General features: G+C 70.3%; 18 protein-coding genes and 1 pseudogene. 13 read left to right on the forward strand and 6 right to left on the reverse strand.

From position 1 onward, the window contains the following. Positions 1-140: 140 nt before the first annotated feature. Complete coding sequence (locus tag E1262_RS06175; RefSeq protein WP_132102275.1) at positions 141-1,454, reverse strand: hypothetical protein; 1,314 nt, start codon at positions 1,452-1,454, stop codon at positions 141-143. Between the two features lie 76 nt (positions 1,455-1,530). After that, a complete protein-coding gene (locus E1262_RS31635) occupies positions 1,531-1,653 on the reverse strand; it encodes a hypothetical protein (RefSeq protein ID WP_275261628.1) in 123 nt (40 codons plus the stop codon). 99 nt (positions 1,654-1,752) lie between these two features. Between E1262_RS31635 and E1262_RS06180 the strand changes: the two genes are divergently transcribed. Together E1262_RS06180 and E1262_RS06185 are read left to right on the forward strand one after the other, a co-directional pair. Then, positions 1,753-2,124: a potassium channel family protein gene (locus E1262_RS06180; protein ID WP_203453608.1), complete on the forward strand. Its 372-nt coding sequence runs from the start codon at positions 1,753-1,755 to the stop codon at positions 2,122-2,124. 147 nt (positions 2,125-2,271) lie between these two features. Then, a complete protein-coding gene (locus E1262_RS06185) occupies positions 2,272-2,664 on the forward strand; it encodes an SHOCT domain-containing protein (RefSeq protein WP_132102277.1) in 393 nt (130 codons plus the stop codon). Positions 2,665-2,721: 57 nt separating this feature from the next. On the opposite strand, the gene E1262_RS06190 is transcribed toward E1262_RS06185, so the two are convergent. Next, positions 2,722-2,928, reverse strand: coding sequence for a hypothetical protein (locus E1262_RS06190; RefSeq protein ID WP_132102278.1), 207 nt, complete (start codon positions 2,926-2,928; stop codon positions 2,722-2,724). A gap of 246 nt (positions 2,929-3,174) precedes the next feature. Here E1262_RS06190 and E1262_RS06195 point away from each other — a divergent pair, with 246 nt between their 5' ends. The 5 genes and pseudogenes from E1262_RS06195 to E1262_RS06215 all read left to right on the forward strand — a co-directional run. Beyond that, positions 3,175-5,760, forward strand: coding sequence for a helix-turn-helix transcriptional regulator (locus E1262_RS06195; RefSeq protein WP_162605794.1), 2,586 nt, complete (start codon positions 3,175-3,177; stop codon positions 5,758-5,760). Positions 5,761-5,870: 110 nt separating this feature from the next. After that, complete coding sequence (locus E1262_RS06200; RefSeq protein ID WP_238992852.1) at positions 5,871-6,293, forward strand: DUF6325 family protein; 423 nt, start codon at positions 5,871-5,873, stop codon at positions 6,291-6,293. A 407-nt stretch (positions 6,294-6,700) separates the two neighbouring features. After that, positions 6,701-6,916 (forward strand): hypothetical protein, encoded by a 216-nt coding sequence (locus E1262_RS06205; RefSeq protein WP_132102281.1) that lies wholly within the window; start codon positions 6,701-6,703, stop codon positions 6,914-6,916. Between the two features lie 80 nt (positions 6,917-6,996). Beyond that, positions 6,997-8,748 (forward strand): SulP family inorganic anion transporter, encoded by a 1,752-nt coding sequence (locus E1262_RS06210; protein WP_132102282.1) that lies wholly within the window; start codon positions 6,997-6,999, stop codon positions 8,746-8,748. Positions 8,749-8,783: 35 nt separating this feature from the next. Then, positions 8,784-9,020, forward strand: a pseudogene (locus tag E1262_RS06215) (DUF1269 domain-containing protein); the annotation flags it as partial. A 248-nt stretch (positions 9,021-9,268) separates the two neighbouring features. On the opposite strand, the gene E1262_RS06220 reads toward E1262_RS06215, so the two are convergent. Beyond that, the gene (locus tag E1262_RS06220) at positions 9,269-9,760 is read right to left on the reverse strand and encodes a DUF6069 family protein (RefSeq protein ID WP_132102283.1); all 492 of its coding nucleotides are present in this window, start codon (positions 9,758-9,760) and stop codon (positions 9,269-9,271) included. 372 nt (positions 9,761-10,132) lie between these two features. Then, on the reverse strand, positions 10,133-10,660 hold the full coding sequence (locus tag E1262_RS31985; RefSeq protein WP_420810510.1) for a sugar-binding domain-containing protein: 528 nt from the start codon (positions 10,658-10,660) through the stop codon (positions 10,133-10,135). Between the two features lie 236 nt (positions 10,661-10,896). Between E1262_RS31985 and E1262_RS06230 the strand changes: the two genes are divergently transcribed. The 6 genes from E1262_RS06230 (at position 10,897) to E1262_RS06255 (ending at position 18,338) form a co-directional block, all read left to right on the forward strand. After that, positions 10,897-11,892, forward strand: a complete 996-nt coding sequence (locus tag E1262_RS06230; RefSeq protein WP_132102284.1) for a LacI family DNA-binding transcriptional regulator — start codon at positions 10,897-10,899, stop codon at positions 11,890-11,892. Between the two features lie 65 nt (positions 11,893-11,957). Then, a complete protein-coding gene (locus tag E1262_RS06235; RefSeq protein ID WP_132102285.1) occupies positions 11,958-13,256 on the forward strand; it encodes a hypothetical protein in 1,299 nt (432 codons plus the stop codon). A 47-nt stretch (positions 13,257-13,303) separates the two neighbouring features. Further along, positions 13,304-14,551: an extracellular solute-binding protein gene (locus E1262_RS06240; RefSeq protein ID WP_132102286.1), complete on the forward strand. Its 1,248-nt coding sequence runs from the start codon at positions 13,304-13,306 to the stop codon at positions 14,549-14,551. 31 nt (positions 14,552-14,582) lie between these two features. Further along, on the forward strand, positions 14,583-15,641 hold the full coding sequence (locus tag E1262_RS06245; protein ID WP_203453610.1) for a carbohydrate ABC transporter permease: 1,059 nt from the start codon (positions 14,583-14,585) through the stop codon (positions 15,639-15,641). Further along, positions 15,625-16,566: a carbohydrate ABC transporter permease gene (locus E1262_RS06250; RefSeq protein WP_132102287.1), complete on the forward strand. Its 942-nt coding sequence runs from the start codon at positions 15,625-15,627 to the stop codon at positions 16,564-16,566. Before E1262_RS06245 ends, E1262_RS06250 begins: the two co-directional genes overlap by 17 nt. Continuing rightward, on the forward strand, positions 16,563-18,338 hold the full coding sequence (locus E1262_RS06255; RefSeq protein ID WP_132102288.1) for an alpha-galactosidase: 1,776 nt from the start codon (positions 16,563-16,565) through the stop codon (positions 18,336-18,338). Before E1262_RS06250 ends, E1262_RS06255 begins: the two co-directional genes overlap by 4 nt. Positions 18,339-18,400: 62 nt before the next feature. Here E1262_RS06255 and E1262_RS06260 read toward each other — a convergent pair whose 3' ends face one another. Continuing rightward, the gene (locus E1262_RS06260) at positions 18,401-19,945 is read right to left on the reverse strand and encodes a sulfatase family protein (protein WP_132102289.1); all 1,545 of its coding nucleotides are present in this window, start codon (positions 19,943-19,945) and stop codon (positions 18,401-18,403) included. Between the last annotated feature and the right edge of the window lie 4 nt (positions 19,946-19,949).

Raw genomic sequence — 19,949 nt, forward strand, 5'->3', positions numbered from 1 at the left:
TGCCATGACCGGTCCGCATGCCACGGTGAACGGCCGGCCGCCGGAGCGTGCGTCGGCCGGCCGTTCACCGTGGCATGCGGACCGGTCATGGCATGTCCCTTCGTCGTGGACCACCTAGCGGCGCCGACTGGAGCCCGTGCTCATCCTGGGGCGGGCGGTACCTGTCCCGGCGTGGCTCCGAAGATCTCGACCACTATCACCAGAACGATCGCTGCCACCGCGATCGACAGGACGACGGCGGGTGTCGGGTAGCTCCAGAAGACGAGCGCGAGCGCGCCGGCGATCACGACGGCGATCTCCACGGCGCGCTTGTGGCCGTGGAGCCACGTGGCGACCGGCCCGGTGCGCCAGCCGCGCTGGTCGGCCCGGGCGCCCATCCCGGCGATGCCCCGTCGAAGCGCGACTGCCTGCGTCGACGGACCGGTGAGAAGGGCGACGAGAGCCACGATCAGCCCTACGACGAGCACGGTGCGCAGCGTGGTGCGCAGGAACGTCACGACCTGGTCGAAGACGGCCGCGGCGGCGTCGCTGTTCACGGTGGTGGGCAGTGACTCGAGGTAGAGCGGTCTCACAACGGCGAGGGCGATGCCGATCACCAGCATCGCGACCGCCGTCCCGGCGCCGGCGGCGACGAGCGCGCGACGCCGGTTGCGTGCGACGAGCACGCCTGCGGCGATGAGCGTGACCGCAAGGATCGGCAGCCAGGTGCCGAGCTGGTCGACGGCCCGGAACCCGCTCTTGGCGGTGGTGATCCCGTCGGACTGGAAGAGGACGAACTCGGCGTCGACGGCCGGGATCTGCCCGGCGAGCGTGAAGCCGGCCCCCACGAGCGCGTCCTTGACATGAGTGATCAGCGGTTCAAGCTGGATGCTGACGGTGTCGTCACGCACGACGAGCCCGCTGTCCGCGGTCCGGCCGGTCAGGACGGCGACCAGGCTGTCATGCGCGGTGCGGTTGGCCTCCTCCCAAGCCGTGGCGAAGGCGTCGCTCGCGACGATGGTGGCGATCTGGCCGTGCATCCAGTCCTCGACGCCTCCCGCGATCGGCTGGGCCAGGCCCTGCAGCGACGCCGTCACGCGCGGCCGGGCACCTTGCTCGGCGAGCAACTGCGCGGCCTCGTCGACGATCTGCGCCACGTCGAGCCGGGTGAAGATCTCGTTGGTGATCCGGTTCGTCACTGCCGCCTGGACGTCGGAGTCCTCGGCGAGCGGACCGACTGTATCGACGTATCTGTCGGTGTCGGTCACGACCGACTGCAACCACACGGCCGCCGTCGCCGGGATCAGCGTGAGACAACCGAGGGCGATCAGGACGACGGAGACGATCGAGCGCCAGCGGCCGCCGCTGCGTGGTTCGTCACCTGGCGCACGCTGGGCGCGCAGCGCTGCGACTTCGGCGCGTAGCCGCGCCACCTCGCCCTGCTCGGCGGAGTCCGGACCGGTGCCTGCCTGCATGTCGTTCACCGCCTTGTGACCCCATCCGGAGTCGAGAAGTCAACGACATGATCCGTGCGGAGAGAAGGGCCGCGGATCACCCGACGCGGGTGATCCGGCCGGGTCGCCACGAGAACTCGCCTGGGAACGTCGCGACGACGGTGGTGAGCCGGTCCGGGACGCCGCTGCGGCCGGCGCAGGCGATCCTGCGAGCGGTCATGTGCCACCCTTCCGGTGGGCTGTTGTGGGTGCTCGTCAGCCGGCACAGCATGTCGCTGCATGACATCGTCGTCGGAACGGCAGAGGTCTACGACTGGTCGTGCGCTCCACCGGGCGCCGGCGACGACGGCGGACGCCATGGCTGACCGGGGTGCCGGCCTGCTCATCGCCCGGACTATCCGTTCCAGCCGTCGTGGTGTTCTTCGCCGTCTCCTACTACCTGATCGAGCGGAACACACCGGGCGAGTTCGAAGGGCTGGCGACCCGGACCGACGCGTTGTTTTACACCGTCGTCACCTTGAGGACGGTCGGCTACGGCGACGTTCACGCCGCCGGCCAAGCCGCTCGGGCGGGGACGACGGTGCAGATCACTTTCGACCTGGTGGTCGTCGGCGCGCTGTTCGCTGTCGCTTCGGCGCAGATGGTCGACCGGCTGCGGGCGCACTCCGGCAGGGCAGACGGCCGGAGGTGATGCGCCGACGACCCGGTTGCGAGCCCTCGAGGTTCACCCCCTGTGGGTGAGGAGGAAGGGCGCACGTGTCGGCACCGTTGAGATCGGCCGCATCGTCGTGACGCGGACCGTTCGCACACGCCGTGCGATCAGACCGAAGGAGTCCCGATGGACGACTATCCGCTCATGAACCTGTTCCTCACGATGATCTGGTTCTTCCTCTTCGTCGCCTGGATCTCGATGCTGGTCTCGCTGCTGGGCGACATCTTCCGCAGCCGTGACCTGTCCGGCTGGGGCAAGGCGCTCTGGACGCTGCTCATCATCGTGCTGCCGATCCTCGGTGCGCTCATCTACATCGTCGCCCGCGGTGAGGGCATGACCGCCCGTACGCTCGAAGACTACGAACGTCGCGAGCGAGAGTTCGATTCTTATGTCCGCAGCGTCGCCGCCGACTCCCGTCCGAGCGGCGCGGACGAGTTGGCCAAGCTGGCCCGGCTCCGTGACGCCGGCACCATCACGACTACCGAGTTCGAAGGTCAGAAGGCGAAGCTGCTGGCGTGAGTGGCAGGGGAAAACGACGGTCCCGGGCCACCTGCCCCGCTGGGCCGGGGGCCCGGGTCAGTCGGGCAGCTTGCGCATTTCGACGACGCTCAGGCCCAGGTCGTCGAACCGCGCCAGGACGCCGCGCAACGCGGCCTGGTCACGGACGCGGCCGTAGATCGCCGTGCCTCCGGCCGGTCCCTCGACCACGTCGAATTCCGGAAACGCTGCACGGACCGTGTCAGAGACACGGCCCCCGATGAGAAACTCGTAGCGCATCCGCATGGTCCTTCGATGGGGTGTTCGCCTGATCCGAGACTCGCCCCTCGCGCGCCGAAGCGCCTCACCCCGGATGGGTGAACCGGGTTGCGGGGCCGGATCCGCCGCCCACGTCGATGGATATACCTAAAGCGGTCACAAGCGGACGAAGCATCCACTATGGTGGTTCGGGTGGTTGCCAGCGCTGGCAGTAGGGGGCGTGCGCGGGTACAGGAGGCGAAACTTCGGGTACCTCGTTTGCCGGCGAGCGCCGTGCCCCGAACCCGGCTCCTGGCCAAGGTCGACAGCGCCGCGGCCCGAGGGGTCGCCGTCACACTCGTGTCGGCGCCTGCGGGGGCCGGTAAGACCATGCTCCTGGCGCAGTGCTGGCGCTGGGTGCATCAGCGCGGCGATGCCGTCGCATGGCTCTCGCTGGACGACTACGACAACGACCCATTCGTCATGTGGTCGGGCATCCTGCGCGCCTGCGGGCGCGCGGTGCGCGGACTCGACCCACCGGCCGAGGTGCGCCTGGGCGCCCTGCGACCGCCGTCCGAGGCCGGGAACAGCGGGTTTCTCACAGCGTTCTTCGATGCACTCAGCTCTCTGCCCGGCACGCTGTGGATCATTCTGGACGACGTCCATGTGATCACCTCTGCTGCTGGCCTGGCCACCCTGGCGGCACTGATCAGGACCGAGGACCCACACGTACGGTTCATGCTGGGCAGCCGGTTCGATCCTCCGTTGCTCACCGCCCGGATGGTCATGGACGGGCAGGCGTGGGACCTGCGGGCCGCCGACCTGGCCTTCGACCATGCCGAGGCCGATCAGCTCCTGCGCAGTCACGCCATCGACGTCAGTGAGAGGGACCTCGCGCTGTTGCTGGCTCGCACGGAGGGCTGGGCGGCCGGCCTGCGCCTGGCGGCACTGTCCATGGCGTCGCAGGACGACGTGGGCGCGTACATCGCCGACTTCGCCGGTGACGACCGGCCTCTGTCGGACTATCTGGTCGCCGAGGTCCTCACCGCGCTGTCCGACGACACCGTCGACCTGCTCCTCGCCACGTCCGTAGCCGAGACGCTGACCCCCGAGCTGGCCAGCAAGCTGTCCGGGCGCCAGGATGCCGGAGCGGTCCTGGCCCGGCTGGCGCGGGACAACGCGCTCGTCTATCGGGTGGGACCGGCTCCTACGGCGTACCGGCTACATGGGTTGCTGCGCGGTTACCTGCTGGCCGAGGGGAGCAGACGAAACGCGGACGCGCAACGCCTGCACCACATCAAGGCTTCGGAGTGGTTCGCCGAACACCGCCTGCCGGCCCTCGCGCTCGACCATGCCGCTCAGGGTGGCGATTGGCAGCGCGTCGTCGATCTCATCGACACGCACGGCCTGCAGCTGCTGCTGGCCGGCGACGGGTCCTCCCTGTGTCGCATCGTCGACCTGCTGCCCGAGGGATGGCTCGCCAGGCCCGGGACGACATTGATCGCTGCCCTGGCGGCGTTGGAGAGCGGCGCGCTGGCCTCCGCGCGACGCCTCATCGACCACGTGGGACGGCGGCCGGAGGTTCACTCCGATCGTCGCCTCCAGCTGCTGCACACTACGGCGCTGCTCTACGAGGCCAGGCTGCGCGGCGACCGCAGCGACCGCCTGGCGGAGCTCATCGCGCTCAGCGACGTGCCGGTCTCGGGTGAGTCCGATCTGGCGCTGCTGGCCGCCGTCAACCGTGGCATCCTGCGGATCTGGCTCATGGAGTTCCAGCGCGCGAACGCCGACCTGGAGGCGGCGTTGCGGATGGCTCGGCGCGACGCGCGCGACGCTCTCGCGCTCGAGTGCATCTCCTACCTGGCGGTCTGCGCCGCCGCGCTCGGCGACTTCGACGCCGTCGAGCGGCGTGGGGACGAAGCGGTCGAGCTCGCGTCGCAGCGCGGGTGGTCGGCAACGGCGCGAATGGCGCCGGTCTACCTGCTCGCGGCGGGCGCGGCCTGGCAGCGGCTGGACAGCGAGGCCGCCGCGAAATACGTGTCGCTGGTCTCGACCATCGACGCGGACCTCGAGCCGGAGGTCGAGCTCTCGGCTCGGTTGCTCGACGCCTCGATCGCCTTCGAGACCGGCACCAACCGCCGCGACGCCGTCAGGAACATGCGCCAGGCATGGCCGCACGACAAGCCTCAGCTGCTGCCGGTGAGCATCGCCTACTTCTGCCTGAACGAACTGCAGATGGCGCTGTCGGTGGGCGACGGCTTCGCGACGGCGGAGGTCGTGGCCAGAGCCGAACGGCTGCTCGGTGAGACGGGCGACACGTTCGTCATGCGTGCGCTGGTGCACGCTCACCACGGCCGGAAAGCCGCGGCCCGCAACGTGCTCGCGCCGGTGCTCTCCGGCGCAGCGACCTGCGTCGTCGTGAACTGCGAGATCACGGCCTGGTTGCTGGCGGCACACTTCGCGGCGGAGTCCGACGAGCCGGCCCGTGCCCACGACGCGCTCCTGCAGGCCCTCGACCTCGCCGCGCCCCGGCGGATGTACCGGGAACTCATGGCTGCGTCTTCCCGGGTCAAGTCGCTGCTCGTTCGCGGCGAGGGGCGGTTCGGCGAGCACAAGAAGTTCGTCGGCGGCTTCCTCGCGGCCGCGACGGCGACACGAGGCGCGGACATCCTCCCTACCGTCTCCGGCGAGGCGCTGACCGCCCGCGAGCTCGATGTGCTCCGGGACCTCCCGTCCTTGCTGTCGCTGGAGGAGATCGCCGCCGCGCATGTGCTCAGCGTGAACACCGTCAAGACCCATCTGAAAGCGATATATAGAAAGTTCGACGTGAGTAACCGGCGTCAGGCCGTCGATCGGGCACGAGAGCTCGGCCTGCTCTAGCCGGGTCACCCGGTGCGGGTGAGGCGAAGTGGCCGGCTGATACGCATGGTGGAGCAACGACCAAGCTCGGACCAGGGGGTGGCCATGAGCTGTCGTCATGGGGGCTCGGCATGAGATGGGGGCCGGTCGAGGTTCTGATTCTCACGTTTCCGGGTGATCGTGTGGAGCCCGTTGCCGTCGAGGTGCTCAAGGACGTGATCGGCAAGGGCGACGTGACGCTGCTCGATCTGGTTCTGGCCACGCGGGAGCCGAACGGGGACCTGCGGGTGGTGGACTTCGACGAGGATCCCGCCGATTTCGGCTTCGGCGGACTCGAGGTGGTCGGCGGGCGCCTCGCGAACGACGAGGACATCGCCGTCGTCGCGGACGCCCTGGAGCCGGGGATGTCGTGTGCCCTGATCGTCTATGAGCACACCTGGGTGCGGCGGGTATCCGACGCGATCAGCACCGCCGGCGGACAGCTGGCCCTCCGGGCACGCATCCCGGCAGAGACCGCCGAGAGTGCGCTGGGCACGGACACAGAGGGCGACTGAGGCAGGGGAGGCAACGATGGACGGACGGTTCAAACGGCCCGGGTTGCTCGGCGGCGTCACACGGCCAGCGATCATCGACGGCACGGCGCGGGTGATCGCGAACGCACTCAACGGCACGACCGGGCGACGCCTGGCCACGCCGGCCGCAACGGATCCGGAGAGCACCCGCCGGGCTCGCTCCGCGCATTGGTGAGCGGCACAGCTCACCCCCTGCGTGTGAGGCGCCCGCCCGGCCCGAGCCGGACACTCTGGCATGAGATCGGCCTCGCATGGCGCGAATCCTGCGAGTTCGAGCGCCTACAAGACAGGAGACCGCTGTGTCCAGACGAAGAGACCGAACACGGCGCTCGCGGTCGAACCGGCGTCGGCTCATGGCCGTCTCGGGCATGGCCGCCACTGTCGCCGCTGTGCTCGTCCGATTTCGCAAGCGATCCGCCACCAGCAGCACGGACGTCGGCCCGGCCGAGAAGCGCTCATGGCCGACAAGGGCCCGTGCGGCCGTCTCCGCCGGCAAGGAGCGGATGGCGTCCGCGGCCGGGCGGCGGCGCCGCGAACACGACACCGTCGGTGGCGATGCCGGTCCTACCCCGGCCGAACCCGAGGTGTCCCGGGTCAACAGCTGACTGGGCTGCCCGGCCGCTGCTGACGTCCTCACCCGAACAGGGTGAGGACCAGCAAGGACTCGCCCGGCAAGAGTGTTCGCATGCCCAGCCTCGGCACGGCCACGGCTCGCGCCGTGCGAGCCGCCCGGGCGTGGGCGCGCTCGATCAGGCCACGGCGCCGCGAGTTGCGGGCGGACACGCTGGCGGCCGTCCCGAGCGCCGTCGGGAGCATCCCGGACGGCATGGCGTCGGCGGCCCTGATCGGCGTGAATCCGGTGTACGGGCTCTACGCGAGCATCGTCGGCCCGATCGTCGGCGGGCTGCTCTCGAGCACCCGGCTGATGGTGGTGGCCACGACCACTGCGGCCGCCCTGGCCGCCGCCTCCGCGGTGAGCACCGTCGACGGTGCGGATCGCCCGGCGGCGCTGTTCCTGCTCACGCTGATCGCCGGCGTGCTCATGATCCTGGCCGGCGTGTTCCGGCTGGGGCGCTACACCCGGTTCGTCTCGCACTCCGTCATGACCGGGTTCCTCACAGGCGTTGCGGTCAACATCCTCCTTGGCCAGCTCGGCGACCTGACCGGCGCGGCCGTCGACGGAGCGACCAATGTGGCCAAGGCGGCCGACCTCGTGCTTCATCCGGGCCGGATCGATGCGGCCACTCTCGGGGTCGGCATCGGCACGCTGGTGATCCTCGTCTCGCTGGCGCGAACCCGGTGGGCCGCGATGAGCGCGCTAGCGGCGCTCCTGCTACCCACCGCGGCCGTCATCGCCTTCGGCCTGGATACCGTGGAGCAGGTCCGCGACTCCGGTGACATTCCGCGCTCCATTCCGGTGCCCGCGCTGCCGGACCTCGGGTTGCTCTCGTTCGAGCTGGTGGCCGGCGCGGTCGCGGTGGCGATCATCGTCCTGGTCCAGGGCTCCGGAGTCGGTGAGCAGGCGGCCAATCCGGACGGGTCGCCGTCGAACATCGACCGCGACTTCCTCGCGCAGGGCGCGGCCAACGTCGTGACCGGTCTCTTCCGCGGTCAGCCGGTCGGCGGTTCAGTGAGCGGAACCGCCCTGAACGTCTCGATGGGTGCGCGGACGCGGTGGGCCGCGATCCTGTCCGGGGTGCTGCTGCTGCCGATCGTCGTGCTCTTCTCGGGACTGGTCGGCCTCGTTCCGATGGCGGTCCTGGCCGGCGTCCTGGTCTTCGCCGCGGTCGGTTCGATCAGGCCGGGCGGCATCGGCGACATCTGGCGCACGGGCCTCACCTCGCAGATCGGCCTGGTGACGACATTCGTCACGACCCTGTTCCTGCCCGTTGCGGTGGCCGTCGGCATCGGGGTGGCGCTCTCGTTGCTGCTGCAGCTGAACCAGGAGGCGATGGACCTCACGGTGGTCGAGTTGGTGCCGCGGGACGGCGTCCTGGTCGAGCGGCCGGCACCTCGCGTCCTTCCCAGCGGTCGTGTCACCGTGCTCGACGTCTACGGCAGCCTGCTGTACGCCGGGTCGCGCACCCTCGCGGCACGGCTGCCGGACCCGTCGGCCTCGCGCGATGCGGCCGTCGTGCTGCGGTTGCGCGGACGTACCGCGCTCGGCGCCACCTTCTACCGAGTGCTCGCCCGTTACGCGGGCCAGCTGGAGCGCAGCCATGGACGGCTGTACGTCTCCGGCCTCGACGACCGGCTGCAGGAGCAGTTGCGGCGCGTCGGTGCCGTCGATCTCACCGGGCCGGTGCGGGCGTACGGGGCCACGGAGGTGATCGGCGAGTCCACGGACGCGGCCGTGCGGGCCGCCGGTTCGTGGCTGATCCGCACTCGTGCCGCCAGCGCCGGTTCACCCGCATCGCGTGAAGATCCGCCGGCGTGAAAGGCCGACGATGACGCCACGCCGCAGCTCTCGGGGCGGCCGTCGGTGCGCTCAGTGGCTCGCTCGCCGACGCCGGCATCGACGACGACTTCATCAAGCAAACGCGGGACCAAGTGACACCGGGCACCTCAGCCCTCTTCGCCCTGACCAGCGAGGGAGTCGGTGACAAGGTCAAGGATGCCTTCGAGAGCCAGGGTCTGCACCCGACGCTCATCGCCACGAACCTGTCGCACGACCAGGAGAACGCGTTGCGTGAGGCGTTCGCGGAGTGAACCCTCGATCCTCGCCATGGTGTGCGCCGGCAGCGAGACCTCGGCGCCGGCGGAACCGGCGCCGCCGAACCTGCCGGCGCCGGATCTGAGCCGTCACGCGAGGGCGGGCAAACACTGGCCCGCAGGTCGTTCCTGAGGGGCCAGCGTCGGGCATCGACGACCGCATGTGCCACTCGGTATCCCGGACGGCTAGGCCGGCGACATCGGCTTCCGCTGCGCTGCACCGGTCCGACGTCGCACGCGGGGCGTCAGGGCATCGGCTCGGGACGGGGGCCGGGCTGCGGCGGCAGCCGCCTCGCCGCACGAGTGGCGCTGCGCGCGACCCCGGCGATCAGCGTCCCGATGACAAGCCCCACAGCAAGGATGATCAGAGCCGTCGCGAGCCGGGACCCGGCAGTCGCGTCCGACGTGAGCGGAATCAGCGCCGCGATCACCGTCGCGAGCCCGACGACCCAGCTGAGAAACCGGATCGGCTGCGGCGTCGTCAGGATCAGCACATGCGCCAGGCCGGTGGCGACGAGCGCGGCGAGAGCGGCACCGCCGGCGTACCCCCAGGTGCTCGCGTCGCCCCAGACACCGTGGCCCTCCGGGGCCAGGACCGGCACGTCGAAGACGCCGCGCGCGACGACGATCCCGAGCACGGCCGTCAAGGCGGCCACGAGGGCCGAGGCGCAGCCGCCGGCCCACAGGCGGCCGGCGTCGACAGTCGGCCGGGATCCGGCCGCCGATTGGCTACTCATGGCTCATGCCTCCTGACCGACTGACAGTGGCGTAGTGCTCGCCTCATGGTCGTCGGCATCAGCAATGAGAGCATCACCCACGGTGGGTGAGAAGCATGGCACCCGGTCAACTTGATGCTCGCAACCGTGCGGCCGCGACGTCGGGAGGGTTCGGGGCTCGCTCGGCGCCCGACCTCTGGCCGACGCCGTCCAGGTCCGTATCCGCCAAGGTGGGGCCCTTGACGGGGCTTGGTGGCGGGCGTAGCGTCGCGGCAAGATCGCGACGTGTCGCTCCGGACCTCGGCGGCAGCTCAGCTGCAGCGAGGGTCGTCCGGGCGAACAATGAACACGTCGTCTGTTCGTCCCTCGTTCGTGGCCGCCGGGGCTCGCGCCTCAGTGGCGGATGGGTCTTGGCCGGCCGCCATCAGCGGGCGGGCGCGGGCAGCGGGCGGCCAGCGGGGGACGCGCCCGAAGGCGGGCGGCCGGCCAAGACCTGATCGGTTCCGTACCAAGAGCACAGCCTGAAGGCGTCACGGGTCCGAGCCGGGAGCTTGCCCCGAGCTCAGCAGTGCCATCACCGCAGCACGTTCCGGTTCCGGCTGCAGCGGCGGAACCAGTCGCGACGCAGCCCAGAGCTCCGTCGACGCGCAGCAGCACCCGTCCGCCGTGCCAGCCGTCGGGAACGGTGAACGCGCGCCGGTACTCGCCCGTCGGGTTCTCGTCGGGGACCCGGGGTGGGTCAACGGGGAACGGGTAGCGCACGTTGGTCAAGCGGGGGAGGCGTATCCGTGCAGCTGCCAATGGCCGGGAACGGTGATGATGGCCCAGCCGGCCCCTTGGTCGGCGGGGTTCGCGCCGGGTGATGCCGGGGACGGTGACCACGCCAACCGCCAGTCGCCGTCCAGGGCGACGACCATGCACCGGTGGTCACCCGCGCTCGGGGCGGCAGAACGCCGCACGGGGGCGGATCTCTTCGAACGGTCGCGTCGGGGTGGGCGGCCGGAGACGGTGCGCCGGGTAGCGATGAGGTCGCGCTTTCGTCAGAGCATGCCGCCGTTCGGCCGCAACGCCAGTTCCCCTGGCGTCGGATCGAGGACACAGCATGCACAATACTTGCAGAGATCGGACACCATCGGGAGTCGCGAGGCAGGGGAATCATGGCGAAGGTCGGGATCGGAGACGTGGCGAAGGCCGCCGGAGTCAGCGAGGCGACGGTCAGCCGAGTCATCAACAACCGTGGCGTGGTCGCGCCTGAGACCCGCCGAGTGGTCGAGGACGCCATGCGCGCCGTCGGCTACTCACGCGTGTCGCTGGGCAACCTGGTGCTGCTGCTCACGCCGGGCCTGGAGGACCCGTTCTTCGCGAAGCTGGCCGATCGCATGTCGGCGGCGCTCGGCCTGCAGGGCTACCGGGCCGTGATCGCGTCGGCGCCGGTGGGCGGGACGCAGGAGCTCGACTACGTCTCGGCCATGGCCGACGCCGGGGTGCTGGCCACCGTCTTCATCTCCGCCAGCAACACCCTGGCCGACGTCGACCCGGCGGCCTACCGCCTGCTGGCCCAGCGGCGCATCCCGTTCATCTGCATCGACGGACCGGTCGCGGGGACGAACGCGCCAACGTTGTCGACGAACGACCTGCTCGCGGCAGAGCTGGCGGTCGACCACCTGTGGAACCTCGGTCACCGCCGGCTCGGCCTGATCGCCGGGCCGATCGGCAACCGGCCCAGCGACCTCCGGGTCCAGGGCTTCCTCGCGACGGTCGAGGCGAGGGGCGGGAGTCGCGACGATGCCGTCGTGATCCGGCACGAGTACAGCATCGAGGGTGGCACGTCGGCCACCGGGAAGCTGCTCGAGGCGGGCGTGACCGGCATCGTCGCCGCGAGCGACGAAATGGCCCTGGGTGCGATCCGGGCCGTGCGGCGGGCCGGCCTCGAGGTACCGCGCGACGTCTCGGTCGTCGGCTATGACGACGCGTTTCCGCTCGAGTTCCTCGACCCGCCGCTCACCACCGTCCGCCAGCCCATGGAACGGCTGGCCCAGGCGGTCGTCCCGGTGCTCACGCGGCTCGTCCAGGGCCGCCCCGTCGACACCAGCGAGCTGCTTTTCGACCCGGAGCTGATCGTCCGCGGCTCCACCGCGCCGCCGCCACCGTGACGTGTCCGATGACGGCCCATTGAAAGTTCTTGTCGGACACCGGACTTTGTGCTTACATATGCCGCATGACGGCAGAGCGGCTGGGCGTTCCCGGCATCGAGCGTGACCTTCCGGAGTTCCGATCGTCGGAGCCGGACCTCGAAGAGGGTTACGGCTGGGCCGTCCAGCGGGCGCTGAGCTGGGTGCGGGACGACGCCGCCATCGTCCCGTCGTACTGGGCCGGGCTCACGGACCGGCCGATGTTCTACTCCCGCGACGTCGCGCACCAGGCGCTCGGCGCCCACCTGCTGGGCCTGGACCGCGAGAACCAGGCGATGCTGCGGCATTTCGCGGAGTCGGCGACGCCGGCGCGCCGGTGGTACCCGCTGTGGGCGTTCCACTTCGACGGCCGTCCCGCGGAGATCGACTTCCACTCGGACGACGACTTCGTCAGGGAGATCCCCGCGCCGTTCGAGCTGGTCGAGAAGTGCCTGGAGCAGTACCGCTGGACGGGCGACGAGCGCTACCGCACCGACCCCGTCCTCACCGGCTTCTACCGGGCCGTGACGACCGACTTCGTCGCCCTGCACGACGTGCTCGGCACCGGCGTCGCCGGCGAGGCCGGCACCGGCGACATCTTCGCCGGCAGCCCTACCTACAACGAGGGGTCCGCCGCCCCGGGACTACAGGTCGCCGGCGACGGCATCGCCAGCCAGTGGGCGGCCGTGTCGGCGATCCGCGATGTGCTGCCCGGCAGTCCGCTCGCCGAGCACGCGGCCGCCGAGGCGGACCGCCTGGCCCGGCACTTCGCGGACGCCTGGTGGGTCGAGGAGCTGGGGCGGTACGCCACCGGTCTCTCGTCCGCCGGGCCGGTGACGGCGTTCGGCTACGAGCCGTCCTGGTTCCCGGCCGTCAAGGGCCTCGCCGAGTCCGGCCCGCGGGCGTCGGCGCACCTCGACTTCGTCTCACGTCAGCTCGAGATCGCCCCGCCGCCCAACATCGAGGCGTTCACCTACCTGCCCGAGGCGTACCTGCGCTACGGGCGCGACGACGAGGCGCTGCGGTGGATCCGCCACCTCATCGCCTCGCGCGCCGCCTATCCCGAGGTTTCGTACACGCTGGTGGCCCACCTGCTCACCGGCCTGACCGGCCTCGACGTCGCCGCCGACGGCACCGTCACGACCCGCAGCCACCTGACCGGGGGCTGGGTCGAGGTGGCCGGCATCCCGGTCCGCGACGCTCTCGTCAGCGTCCGGCACGACGGCGGCGACGCCGCCACCCTGCGCGTCACCGGGCCTCGCCCGGTCCGCTGGATCGCCGAGGTCGGCGGCGGGAGGGTCGAGCAGGTCGTCCACCCGGGAACCGAGGCCCACGCCGCCGTCTGACACCCCGCGCCGCAGTCGCACACCATCGAGAGTCAAGGAAGAGTCCGATGAAGAGAATCGTGCCCCTCGCCACCATGGCCACCGCGGCCGCGCTCGTGCTCACCGGATGCGGTGGCGCGGCCGACGAAGCCGGCGGCGGCGACGACACCACCATCACGTTCGCCCACTGGGGCAACACCCAGGAGGCCGACACCCTGAAGGCGATGGTCGCCGCCTTCGAGGAGGAGCACCCGGACGTCGACGTCGAGCTGAACTGGATCCAGAGCGACTACGAGCAGAAGCTCCAGGTGTCGATCGCCGGAGGGCAGGCGCCTACGGTCTCGCAGATCTCCAACACCTCCCTGGCCGGCTTCGCCAACGCCTACCAGGAGGTCGACGTCGACCCGAGCGCGTACTACTCGGAGAACATCCCGAACAGCATGATGATCGACGGCTCCTACTGGGCCGTGCCGTTCGTGGTGAAGACCAAGGTGATGGCCGTCAACGGCAACGTGTTCGACGCCGCGGGCGTTCCGCTGCCGCCGTCCGACACCCCGATGACGACGGACCAGTTCGCGCAGGTCGCCCAGCAGCTGACCTCGGGGGAGCCGCCGGAGAAGGTCTACGGCTCGGCCCGGCTCTGGTACGACGGCTGGCTGATCGCCGAGGGCGGCAGCTTCTACGACCAGACCGGCACGCAGTGCATGCTCGACAGCGACGTCGCCATCGAGACGGCCCGGTTCGTCATCGACGCGCAGGCGCCCGACGGGTACGCGCCCACGCAGATCGACGCCGAGGGCCAGGACATGTTCGACTGGCTCAGCATCGGCCGGCTGGCCATGCAGCCCGACTTCGGCCCCTGGGACATCGCCAAGCTCGTGGCCGTGACCGACTCGAAGCTGGCCATCGTGCCGGTGCCGGGCAACGGCGAGCCGATGGAGATCAACGGCCTGGGCATCTCGAAGGACGCCACACCCGAGGAGGCCGAGGCCGCCCGCACCTTCGCCGAGTTCATGAGCACGTCGCAGGCCGCCCAGGACCTGCTGACCACCACCGAGTCCTCGCTGGGCGTCCCGGTCGTCGAGGCGTCGATCGAGACGTTCAAGGCGGCGGCGCCGGAGCTCGACCTGCAGGCGTTCGTCGACGCCGTCGACCAGTCGCAGATCCAGCCGTCGGTGGCCAAGGACGCGCAGATCCGGTCCGACTTCAGCAACGCCCTGTACTCCCGGACCGCACTCGGCTCCGGCACCGAGGATCCGGCCGACGTGTTCCCCGAGCTCGACGAGCAGTGCCAGTCGACGCTGGACTCGCAGTAGGCGCGGGCACCGCGGACCGGAGCGGATCGAGATGAGCGAGATCATCACCGCCATCGAGCAGGTGCTCGGCCGCCTGGGCATGTCGCCGGACGTGCAACCCCTCGGCGCGTTCCTCGTCCTGCTGGCGGCGATCTACGTGCTCTTCCTCGGCCCGCTCTGGTTCGCGGTGCGCCGCCAGTGGGTGCACCGGTCCACAGCCGCGTTCTGGGTGTTCATCTCGCCCTGGGTGTTCGGGTTCCTGCTGTTCACCGTGGGGCCGATGGCCTACTCGCTGGTGCTGTCGTTCTTCGACTGGAACCTCATCGATCCGCCGTCGTTCACCGGTCTCGACAACTACACCGAGGCGGCGTCGGACCCGCTCGTGGCCAAGGCCGTGCAGGTGACGCTGACCTACGCCGCGCTGAGCGTGCCGTTGCAGGTGGCGCTGTCGCTGGGTGTGGCCCTGCTGATGAACGTCCGGGTCCGCGGCATCCACGTGTTCCGGACCATCTGGTACCTCCCCAGCCTGGTCACCGGCGTGGCGCAGGTCGTGCTCTTCCTGTGGGTGTTCAATCCCGGCTACGGCCTGCTCAACGGCGTGCTGCGGGTGTTCGGCATCGAGGGGCCGGCCTGGTTCGCCGACCCCGGCTGGGCGCTGCCTGCCGTGGTGATCATGAGCCTGTGGACGGTCGGCGGCAACATGGTGATCTACCTGGCCGGACTGCAGGACGTGCCGACCGAGCTGTACGAGGCGGCGCACCTGGACGGCGCCGGCGCGGTCCGCCGGTTCTGGAGCATCACGCTGCCGCAGATCAGCCCGGTGATCTTCTTCAACGTCATCACCGGCCTGATCGGCGCCATGCAGACCTTCACCCAGGGCTACGTCGTGACCCAGGCCGGCGGCGGGCCGTCGCACTCCCTGCTCTTCTTCGTCCTGTACCTCTACCAGAACGCGTTCGAGTACTTCCGGATGGGCTACGCCTCGGCGCTGGCCTGGATCCTGCTCGTGATGATCCTGCTGCTGACGGCGCTGATCTTCCGCGGCAGCGCCTTTTGGGTCTACTACGAGAGCACCCGACCGAAGGAGGCCCGTTTTGCCCGCGCCAAGTAGCGCCGGGACGGTCGCGGCGCCGGACACCCGGTCCGCCCGGGCATCCGCCCCGCGGCCGTCGCGCGGCCGTCGCGCGTCCCTGCGGGCCGGCGGCGGTCCCATGGCGCCGTCGCGGCTGCGCCAGACCGGCTCGCTGGTCGTGCTGGTCATCGGCTCGTTCGTGTTCGCGTACCCGTTCCTCTGGATGATCGCGACGTCGCTGCGCACCCGGCAGGGCGTCGCCGAGGCGGGCGTCTCGCTCTGGCCGGTGCAGTGGCACTTCCAGAACTACACCGACGGGCTGTCGTCGTTCCCGTTCTGGCAGTACCTCGGCAACTCACTGCTGACGACAATCCCGCCGGTGATCTTCACGGTGCTGTCGTCCTCCCTCGTCGGGTTCGCGTTCGCTCGGATCCCGGCCCGCGGCGCCGGCGTGATCTTCGGAATCGTGCTGGCCACCATGCTGCTCCCCGGCGAGGTCACGATCGTGCCGCAGTTCATCCTCTTCCGTGAGCTGGACATGATGGACACGCTGTATCCGCTGATCCTCCCCAGCCTGTTCGGCTCGGCGTTCTTCATCTTCCTGTTCCGGCAGTTCTACCTGCGGCTGCCGCAGTCGCTCACCGACGCCGCCATCGTCGACGGAGCCGGCTGGTTCCGCATCTGGTGGTCGATCTACCTGCCGCTCTCGCAGCCGATCATCGTCGCGGCGGCGGTGCTGCAGTTCATGAGCTCATGGAACAACTTCCTCACGCCGTCGATCTATTTGAGCTCGGAGCGGTGGAAGACGCTGCCGTTGGCGCTGGCCGGGTTCACGTCGGCCAACAGCACGGACACGTCGCTGCTCATGGCGACGTCGATCGTCGTCGTGCTGCCGTGCATCGTGATCTTCTTCCTCGCGCAGCGGCACATCGTCGGCGGCATCTCGTTCACGGGGTCGAAATGACGTCGGCGGAGATCATGGCGCCCTGGGCGCCCGGCGCGGCGCGTGACGCCCGGTTGGTGCCGGTCGCGGTGGCCACCGCCCGGGTCGAGATCGCACAAGGGCTGGACGAGCACACCCGCCCGGCGGTCGTCGAGTCCGACGACGGAGGTGTGCTCACGGTGACCGTGCGGCGGTCCGCGCCCGGCCCGGCCCGCGTGCTGGTCCGCCTGGCCGCACCGGACGCCGTCGTGCTGTGGCGGCCGAGCAGCGACCAGGAGCGGGTGCAGCTGCCGCCGGCCTGGGAGGCGGCCCGCGACGTCGGCCCGTTCAGCGGGACGGCGCTGGGCAGCCTGGTCGGGCGGCACGACCGCACGCTGCTGACGTACGGCGCCGTCGCCGGCGACCATCCCGTGCGGGTGCGGGCCGGCATGGTGGAGGAGACGGCCGAGTTCATGCTCGACGTCGATGCGGACCTCGCGGACGGGGCGCCGCTCACGCTGCACCTGGACCTCACCGGCGCCGCGTTCGTCGACGCCGTCGCCGACATCGGCCGGCGGCTGGGACTGACCCGTCGCGCTGTCGCCCTGGAGAACGAGCAGCCGGTGCTGTGCACCTGGTACTCGTTCCACCAGGATCTCGACGCCGCCGCGCTCGACCGCGAGCTCGAGCTGGCCGGCCGGCTGGGCTTCGGCACGCTGATCGTCGACGACGGCTGGCAGACCGCCGACGCCGAGCGCGGCTACGGTTCATGCGGCGACTGGCGGGTCGAGCCGGCCAAGGTGCCCGACGCGCGGGCTCTGGTCGAGCGGGCGCGGGCACTGGGGCTACGGACGATGTGGTGGATCGGGACCCCGTTCCTCGGCTACCGGTCGCAGGCCTACCGCGAGGCGGCCCTGGCGACGCTCTACGACGAGCCGGCCATGGAGGCCGCCGTCCTCGACCCGCGCTCGCCCCGGGCACGGCGCCACCTCGTCGGCCGCGTCACCGACCTCGTCCGGTCCTCCGGTGCGGACGGGCTGAAGCTGGACTTCCTGGAGCGGTTCGCGGCCGTGCCGCCGGCGCCGGGGCCCGCCGACGGCGACCGCCCGGACTCGTCGGCGGGAGCCCTGGCGCTACTCGCCGAGCTGGTCGACGCCGTTCACGCTGTGCGCCCTGAGGCGATGATCGAGTTCCGCGAGCCCTACGTCTCACCGGCCTCGATCCGCGCGGCCACGATGGTCAGGGTGGCCGACTGCCCGCTGAGCCCGGCGCAGAACAGGCGCGGCATCGTCAGCATGCGGGCGGCCACGTCCGGGGTGGCCGTCCACAGTGACCCGATCATGTGGTCGCAGGTGGACAGCCCGGAGCGCATCGCCCACCAGCTGCTCAGCGCGCTGTTCGGGGTGCCGCAGGTGTCGGTGCGGCTGGCCGGGCAGTCCGCGGAAGCACTCGAGGTGCTGTCGCACTGGCTGACGTTCTGGCGCCGGCACGCGCCGGTCCTGTTGCACGGCTCCCTCTCCGTCCGGGGCGTCGCCGACGGCTTCACCACCGTCGAGGCGGCCGGCGGCGAGACTGTCGTCACCGTGCGCTACGCCGACGTCGTCGTGCCCGTCCCGGCCGGCGACTGGTCCGAGTGGCACCTCGCCAACGGCGGTGAGGACGCCGTCGTGGTGGCCGCTGGACCCGAGACGGCGTGCGACGTGGAACTCTATGACTGCCGCGGCCGGCTCGCCGCCCGAGAGTCCGGGACCGGGTTGACCCTGCGAGCACTCCCGATACCGGCCGGCGGCCGAGGGCTGATCCGGCGGTTCTGACCCGCCGCTCGGCGCGGAAGCCGTGCTCGGAGCCGGCGGCCGAGCCCGATGGCGGCGAGCGGTCATGTTCCTCGGCGCCGGCATCCGGCGGTTGTCAGGTCACGAGGTCGCGCACCGTTCTGGTACGTCGTCTCGTCCAACCCGGATTGAGTGGGGTCGTAGTCGACCTCGCCGACGTCGTACATCGTGGTCATCCAGTGATAGAAGTTGTCGCCCCGATCCCGGAGCACCTGGTAGAGCCGCTGCATCATCCGGAGGCGCACATCGGTCATTTCCGGGTGGACGTAAACGTTGAGCAGTTCGTCGGGATCGGTGGCGAGGTCGTACAACTCGTTGGTCGAGTCAGGATTCACGACGAGCTTGAACCGGTCCTCGCGGAGCATGCGCTGCGGGTACGGGAAGTGGTGTCCGTGGAACTCGCAGACGATGTCGTCCGGCCAGGGGACGTCGCGTCCCTCGACGAACGGCACTAGGCTCCGTGAGTCGATCGCGGGCGACGTGTCGATCCCGGCGATGTCGAGGATCGTCGCTGTGCAGTCCAGCAGGCTCACGAACTCGGTGCGGACCTGGCCCTGCGGTGCCCCGGGGATCCGGATGATGCCTGGCGTGCGGTAGATGTCCTCGTACATCGCCGGGCCCTTGTCGTGTAGCCGGTGTGAGCCGGTGAACTCGCCGTGGTCGCTCGTGAAGAACACGGCGGTGTCGTCGACGAGCCCGAGCCGCTCCATGGCGTCCATGACCCGGCCGATCTGCTGGTCGATAAGCGTGACGTAGCCCCAGTAGACGGCGATGAGCTTGCGTGTCGCCTCGATCGGCATCGTGTCGAACGTCCAGTGGGCGCTGTAGTTGCGTTGCACCGGTGGTTTGCCGGCGAAGGTCTCGGCGATCGACCGGGGAAGTGGGACGACGTCCGGGTCGACCAGGTCGAAATAGGCGTCCGGGACGATGTACGGCAGGTGCGGTCCGAAGAAGCTGAGCTGGAGGAAGAACGGCGTGGCCTGGCGGGCGGCATCGTCGGCATACCGTTCGAGCAGTTCGATCGTCCGCGTCGCGAGGTAGTACTCGAACGTCGCCGCGACCGGTTGATGGAGCCGGGCTGCCAGCAGATTGCCCGGCCCGCCATTCGGCAGCGTGCCACGAATGCGATCGCTGATCTCGTACGGCGGCAGGTCGTGCTCACGCAGATACTCGAGGTAGTCCTGGTTCGTGACCGGGTTGTGCCAACCCGGCAGGTCGGGGCCGTCGAACCCGAACACTGCGGCGTTCTTCTCGGTACCGGCATGCCATTTGCCCACGAGCCCGGTGTTGTATCCGTGGTCGCGCAACGCTTCGGCGAACGTGAACGTCCCGTCGGGCAGATCCTCCAGGTAGCCGACATTGCGTTCATGGTTGGCCAGTACCCGGTGCCGGAACGGCGCCTGCCCGGTCAGCAGGCTGGCCCTCGCCGGAGTGCAGATCGCCGTCGGGGTGTACCAGCGGTCGAACCGGGTGCCCGTGCGCGCGAGTTCGTCGATCGCCGGAGTGGTCGCGATCGGGTTGCCGTAGGCCCCGATCGTGTCGGCGCGGTGCTGGTCGGTCATCAGGAAGAGGACGTTCCTCGGTTTCACGTGC

The organism is Jiangella aurantiaca, from assembly GCF_004349105.1.
Taxonomy (GTDB): domain Bacteria; phylum Actinomycetota; class Actinomycetes; order Jiangellales; family Jiangellaceae; genus Jiangella; species Jiangella aurantiaca.

Bases quoted from the DNA above. Each gene is read 5' to 3' on its own strand.
- E1262_RS06200 (WP_238992852.1), top strand. From the start codon at position 5,871: ATGAGATGGGGGCCGGTCGAGGTTCTGATTCTCACGTTTCCGGGTGAT.
- E1262_RS06210 (WP_132102282.1), top strand. From the start codon at position 6,997: ATGCCCAGCCTCGGCACGGCCACGGCTCGCGCCGTGCGAGCCGCCCGG.
- E1262_RS06230 (WP_132102284.1), top strand. From the start codon at position 10,897: ATGGCGAAGGTCGGGATCGGAGACGTGGCGAAGGCCGCCGGAGTCAGC.
- E1262_RS06240 (WP_132102286.1), top strand. From the start codon at position 13,304: ATGAAGAGAATCGTGCCCCTCGCCACCATGGCCACCGCGGCCGCGCTC.
- E1262_RS06255 (WP_132102288.1), top strand. From the start codon at position 16,563: ATGACGTCGGCGGAGATCATGGCGCCCTGGGCGCCCGGCGCGGCGCGT.
- E1262_RS06175 (WP_132102275.1), bottom strand. From the start codon at position 1,454: ATGCAGGCAGGCACCGGTCCGGACTCCGCCGAGCAGGGCGAGGTGGCG.
- E1262_RS06235 (WP_132102285.1), top strand. From the start codon at position 11,958: ATGACGGCAGAGCGGCTGGGCGTTCCCGGCATCGAGCGTGACCTTCCG.
- E1262_RS06190 (WP_132102278.1), bottom strand. From the start codon at position 2,928: ATGCGGATGCGCTACGAGTTTCTCATCGGGGGCCGTGTCTCTGACACG.
- E1262_RS06245 (WP_203453610.1), top strand. From the start codon at position 14,583: ATGAGCGAGATCATCACCGCCATCGAGCAGGTGCTCGGCCGCCTGGGC.
- E1262_RS06185 (WP_132102277.1), top strand. From the start codon at position 2,272: ATGGACGACTATCCGCTCATGAACCTGTTCCTCACGATGATCTGGTTC.
- E1262_RS06220 (WP_132102283.1), bottom strand. From the start codon at position 9,760: ATGAGTAGCCAATCGGCGGCCGGATCCCGGCCGACTGTCGACGCCGGC.
- E1262_RS31635 (WP_275261628.1), bottom strand. From the start codon at position 1,653: ATGACCGCTCGCAGGATCGCCTGCGCCGGCCGCAGCGGCGTCCCGGAC.